Source organism: Flavobacterium hydrophilum (assembly GCF_003202405.1).
GTDB classification, from domain to species: Bacteria; Bacteroidota; Bacteroidia; order Flavobacteriales; family Flavobacteriaceae; genus Flavobacterium; species Flavobacterium hydrophilum.
Map to the genome: position 1 here is coordinate 1 of NZ_QJHL01000012.1, position 5746 is coordinate 5746.

Below are 5746 nucleotides of genomic sequence, written 5' to 3' on the forward strand. Positions count from 1 at the left end.
TACTTTTGCACCCGCAACAGCGAAATGGTTCATGGAAATACTGGCAAGAAACAAGAATCAAATGAAAAGAAGTTTTCTAAAAAAAAGATTCAAAAAAGCTTGCGAGATTTGAAAATGCTTTTTACATTTGCACCCCGCAAAACAGGGAAAGTTCATTGATAGATTGGTGGGAAAATATAAAGAAATGAGGCGAAAAAAAGTTTCAAAAAAAACTTTAAAAAGTTCTTGCTAATTGAAAAAGAAGTTGTAGTTTTGCACCCGCTTTGAGAGACAAGCGAAACAAAAAGAAATACACGTTCGTAGACATATTGAATTGACAGCCGTTTTAACAGAGATGTTAGAACAAAAGAATAAGAGTAATGGAATCGAGAGATTCGCGAATAACCGATAGAGATTCGTCGATAATACTTAGTCTTGATTAATCAAGACAAACAATATACGATGAAGAGTTTGATCCTGGCTCAGGATGAACGCTAGCGGCAGGCTTAACACATGCAAGTCGAGGGGTATAAGTCTTCGGATTTAGAGACCGGCGCACGGGTGCGTAACGCGTATGCAATCTACCTTTCACAGAGGGATAGCCCAGAGAAATTTGGATTAATACCTCATAGTATAACGACCTGGCATCAGGATGTTATTAAAGTCACAACGGTGAAAGATGAGCATGCGTCCCATTAGCTAGATGGTAAGGTAACGGCTTACCATGGCAACGATGGGTAGGGGTCCTGAGAGGGAGATCCCCCACACTGGTACTGAGACACGGACCAGACTCCTACGGGAGGCAGCAGTGAGGAATATTGGACAATGGGCGCAAGCCTGATCCAGCCATGCCGCGTGCAGGATGACGGTCCTATGGATTGTAAACTGCTTTTATACGAGAAGAAACACTCCTTCGTGAAGGAATTTGACGGTATCGTAAGAATAAGGATCGGCTAACTCCGTGCCAGCAGCCGCGGTAATACGGAGGATCCAAGCGTTATCCGGAATCATTGGGTTTAAAGGGTCCGTAGGCGGTCTTGTAAGTCAGTGGTGAAAGCCCATCGCTCAACGGTGGAACGGCCATTGATACTGCAGGACTTGAATTACTAGGAAGTAACTAGAATATGTAGTGTAGCGGTGAAATGCTTAGAGATTACATGGAATACCAATTGCGAAGGCAGGTTACTACTAGTGGATTGACGCTGATGGACGAAAGCGTGGGTAGCGAACAGGATTAGATACCCTGGTAGTCCACGCCGTAAACGATGGATACTAGCTGTTGGGGGCAACTTCAGTGGCTAAGCGAAAGTGATAAGTATCCCACCTGGGGAGTACGTTCGCAAGAATGAAACTCAAAGGAATTGACGGGGGCCCGCACAAGCGGTGGAGCATGTGGTTTAATTCGATGATACGCGAGGAACCTTACCAAGGCTTAAATGTAGATTGACCGTTTTGGAAACAGAACTTTCGCAAGACAATTTACAAGGTGCTGCATGGTTGTCGTCAGCTCGTGCCGTGAGGTGTCAGGTTAAGTCCTATAACGAGCGCAACCCCTGTTGTTAGTTGCCAGCGAGTCATGTCGGGAACTCTAACAAGACTGCCAGTGCAAACTGTGAGGAAGGTGGGGATGACGTCAAATCATCACGGCCCTTACGCCTTGGGCTACACACGTGCTACAATGGCCGGTACAGAGAGCAGCCACTGGGCGACCAGGAGCGAATCTATAAAACCGGTCACAGTTCGGATCGGAGTCTGCAACTCGACTCCGTGAAGCTGGAATCGCTAGTAATCGGATATCAGCCATGATCCGGTGAATACGTTCCCGGGCCTTGTACACACCGCCCGTCAAGCCATGGAAGCTGGGGGTGCCTGAAGTCGGTGACCGCAAGGAGCTGCCTAGGGTAAAACTGGTAACTAGGGCTAAGTCGTAACAAGGTAGCCGTACCGGAAGGTGCGGCTGGAACACCTCCTTTCTAGAGCCTTAGTGTTAGTGGCAACACACGCTGAGGGAAAAAGATGAATATTTATTGGCTTATGAAAATTAAGATTCAATTACTCTTGCTGTTAATTTAAAAAAAAAATGAAAATTAAGTAAAACAGAGTCTCGTAGCTCAGCTGGTTAGAGTACTACACTGATAATGTAGGGGTCGGCAGTTCGAGTCTGCCCGGGACTACTTTTTAAATTGTTAATTATAAATTATGAATTGTAAATTATAAAAAAAACAAACTAAAAAGACTGAAAATCTTAAGAAAAAGGAAATTTTAGAAGTTGAGCGTTTATGAGCAAATTCATAACTCATAATTCATAACTCATCATTTAAAAAATGGGGGATTAGCTCAGCTGGCTAGAGCGCCTGCCTTGCACGCAGGAGGTCAACGGTTCGACTCCGTTATTCTCCACTATTCGAGTGAATAGTAAAGAGTGAAAAGTAATTAGCGTAAGCTAAGAACGAATAACTAAGGACTACTCACTAGAAAAAAGTTCATTGACATATTGAGATAAGAAATAATAAAAAGTAGAAAGCGTTTTTTACAATTTTATTGTAAAAGACAAAAAAAACGGTCATAATTGATTTTATGATTGGTACAATAAGCAAAATAAGGGCGTATGGGGGATGCCTAGGCTCTCAGAGGCGATGAAAGGCGTGATAAGCTGCGAAAAGCTGCGGGGATGGGCACACACCAATTGATCCGCAGATACCTGAATGGGGCAACCCACTATGTTGAAGACATAGTACACCGATAGGTGGGCAAACCCGCTGAACTGAAACATCTAAGTAGGCGGAGGAGAAGAAAACAAAAGTGATTCCGTAAGTAGTGGCGAGCGAACGCGGATTAGCCCAAACCAGTCTTGTTACGGCCTGACTGGGGTTGTAGGACCACGATATTTTATGTACAAGGAACCGGAAGTTACTGGAAAGTGACACCATAGAGGGTGATAGTCCCGTATGGGTAACGAGTATAATAGATAGTGGTATCCTGAGTAGGGCGGGGCACGTGAAACCCTGTCTGAATTTGGCGGGACCATCCGCTAAGGCTAAATACTCCTGAGAGACCGATAGTGAACCAGTACCGTGAGGGAAAGGTGAAAAGAACCGTGAATAACGGAGTGAAATAGATCCTGAAACCATACGCTTACAAGCGGTCGGAGCCCTTTCGTGGGGTGACGGCGTGCCTTTTGCATAATGAGCCTACGAGTTAACGTTGCTGGCAAGGTTAAGTGGTTAAGCCACGGATCCGTAGCGAAAGCGAGTCTGAATAGGGCGCTTTAGTCAGTAGTGTTAGACGCGAAACCGTGTGATCTACCCATGGGCAGGATGAAGCTGTGGTAACACACAGTGGAGGTCCGAACCGGTTGACGTTGAAAAGTCTTCGGATGACCTGTGGGTAGGGGTGAAAGGCCAATCAAACTCGGAAATAGCTCGTACTCCCCGAAATGCATTTAGGTGCAGCGCTGATGATAGTTATATAGAGGTAGAGCTACTGATTGGATGCGGGGGCTTCACCGCCTACCAATTCCTGACAAACTCCGAATGCTATATAATGTTTCACAGCAGTGAGGGCTTGGGTGCTAAGGTCCAAGTCCGAGAGGGAAAGAACCCAGACCATCAGCTAAGGTCCCCAAATATATGTTAAGTTGAAAGAACGAGGTTTGTCTGCCCAGACAGCTAGGATGTTGGCTTGGAAGCAGCCATTCATTTAAAGAGTGCGTAACAGCTCACTAGTCGAGCGGACGAGCATGGATAATAATCGGGCATAAACATATTACCGAAGCTATGGATTTAGAGTTTACTCTAAGTGGTAGGGGAGCATTCCAGCAGGGTTGAAGGTGTATCGTAAGGTATGCTGGACTGGCTGGAAAAGAAAATGTAGGCATAAGTAACGATAATGCGGGCGAGAAACCCGCACACCGAAAAACTAAGGTTTCCACAGCTATGCTAATCAGCTGTGGGTTAGTCTGGTCCTAAGGCGAACCCGAAAGGGACAGTCGATGGCTAACGGGTTAATATTCCCGTACTACTAATTACTGTGATGGGGTGACGGAGTGATGAAAGCGCCGCGAACTGACGGAATAGTTCGTTGAAGTACCTACCTATAAGAGATGCAGGCAAATCCACATCTTTTGGGGAAATACGATAGTACTCGGAGTCTTCGGACAAAGAGATAGTGCGCCTAAGGGCTTCCAAGAAAAACCTCTAAACTTCAGGTAATTAGTACCAGTACCGTAAACCGACACAGGTAGTTGAGGAGAGAATCCTAAGGTGCTCGAGAGATTCATGGCTAAGGAATTAGGCAAAATAGACCCGTAACTTCGGGAGAAGGGTCGCCCCGAGCAATCGGGGCCGCAGTGAAGAGGTCCAGGCGACTGTTTATCAAAAACACAGGGCTCTGCAAAATCGTAAGATGAAGTATAGGGCCTGACACCTGCCCGGTGCTGGAAGGTTAAGAGGAGATGTTATCTTCGGAGAAGCATTGAATTGAAGCCCCAGTAAACGGCGGCCGTAACTATAACGGTCCTAAGGTAGCGAAATTCCTTGTCGGGTAAGTTCCGACCTGCACGAATGGTGTAACGATCTGGACACTGTCTCAGCCATGAGCTCGGTGAAATTGTAGTAACGGTGAAGATGCCGTTTACCCGCAGTGGGACGAAAAGACCCTGTGCACCTTTACTATAGCTTAGTATTGACCTTGGATAAATGATGTGTAGGATAGGTTGGAGACTATGAAGCGGCGTCGCCAGGCGTTGTGGAGTCATTGTTGAAATACAACCCTTTGTTTATCTGAGGCCTAACCCCGCTTTGTGGGGGACAGTGCTTGGTGGGTAGTTTGACTGGGGTGGTCGCCTCCAAAAGAGTAACGGAGGCTTCTAAAGGTTCCCTCAGTACGCTTGGTAACCGTGCGTAGAGTGCAATGGCATAAGGGAGCTTGACTGAGAGACATACAGGTCGATCAGGTACGAAAGTAGAGCATAGTGATCCGGTGGTTCCGCATGGAAGGGCCATCGCTCAAAGGATAAAAGGTACGCCGGGGATAACAGGCTGATCTCCCCCAAGAGCTCATATCGACGGGGGGGTTTGGCACCTCGATGTCGGCTCGTCACATCCTGGGGCTGGAGAAGGTCCCAAGGGTTGGGCTGTTCGCCCATTAAAGTGGCACGCGAGCTGGGTTCAGAACGTCGTGAGACAGTTCGGTCTCTATCTACTGTGGGCGTTAGAAATTTGAGTGGATCTGATTCTAGTACGAGAGGACCGAATTGGACTAACCTCTAGTGTATCTGTTGTCCCGCCAGGGGCACCGCAGAGTAGCTACGTTGGGAAGGGATAAGCGCTGAAAGCATATAAGCGCGAAACCCACCACAAGATGAGATTTCTTTTAAGGATCGTGGAAGATGACCACGTTGATAGGCTATAGATGTAAAGGCAGTAATGTCATAGTCGAGTAGTACTAATAATCCGTAAGCTTATGTACACCCTTTCCCGACAGCGAAAGCTGTCGGGAGGAACTTTCTAAAACTAAAAACTTTCTTTATCTCAGTATGTTAAGATATTGTTTAATTGATAATTAACAATTTATAATTGATAATTAATAATTAAAAGCTGTTCGCAGCGAATGACCTTAAGGTGGTTATTGCGGCGGGGCTCACCTCTTCCCATCCCGAACAGAGAAGTTAAGCCCGCCTGCGCAGATGGTACTGCAATTATGTGGGAGAGTATGTCGTCGCCTTTCTTTGAAAACCCTATTCTTATGGATAGGGTTTTTTGTTTTA

At 46.2% G+C, this 5746-nt stretch carries 2 tRNA genes and 3 rRNA genes; all 5 read left to right on the forward strand.

From position 1 onward, the window contains the following. The first annotated feature begins 438 nt into the window (after nucleotides 1-438). The 5 genes from DMB68_RS23085 (at nucleotide 439) to rrf (ending at nucleotide 5706) form a co-directional block, all read left to right on the forward strand. A 16S ribosomal RNA gene (locus DMB68_RS23085) occupies nucleotides 439-1952 on the forward strand. A 127-nt stretch (nucleotides 1953-2079) separates the two neighbouring features. Next, a tRNA-Ile gene (locus DMB68_RS23090) sits at nucleotides 2080-2153 on the forward strand. 152 nt (nucleotides 2154-2305) lie between these two features. Next, a tRNA-Ala gene (locus DMB68_RS23095) sits at nucleotides 2306-2379 on the forward strand. A gap of 187 nt (nucleotides 2380-2566) precedes the next feature. Then, nucleotides 2567-5448: ribosomal RNA gene (locus DMB68_RS23100) — 23S ribosomal RNA — on the forward strand. A 148-nt stretch (nucleotides 5449-5596) separates the two neighbouring features. Then, nucleotides 5597-5706, forward strand: a 5S ribosomal RNA gene (gene rrf / locus DMB68_RS23105). Together the 16S, 23S and 5S rRNA genes with 2 tRNA genes alongside form the textbook arrangement of a ribosomal RNA operon. Nucleotides 5707-5746 lie beyond the last annotated feature (40 nt).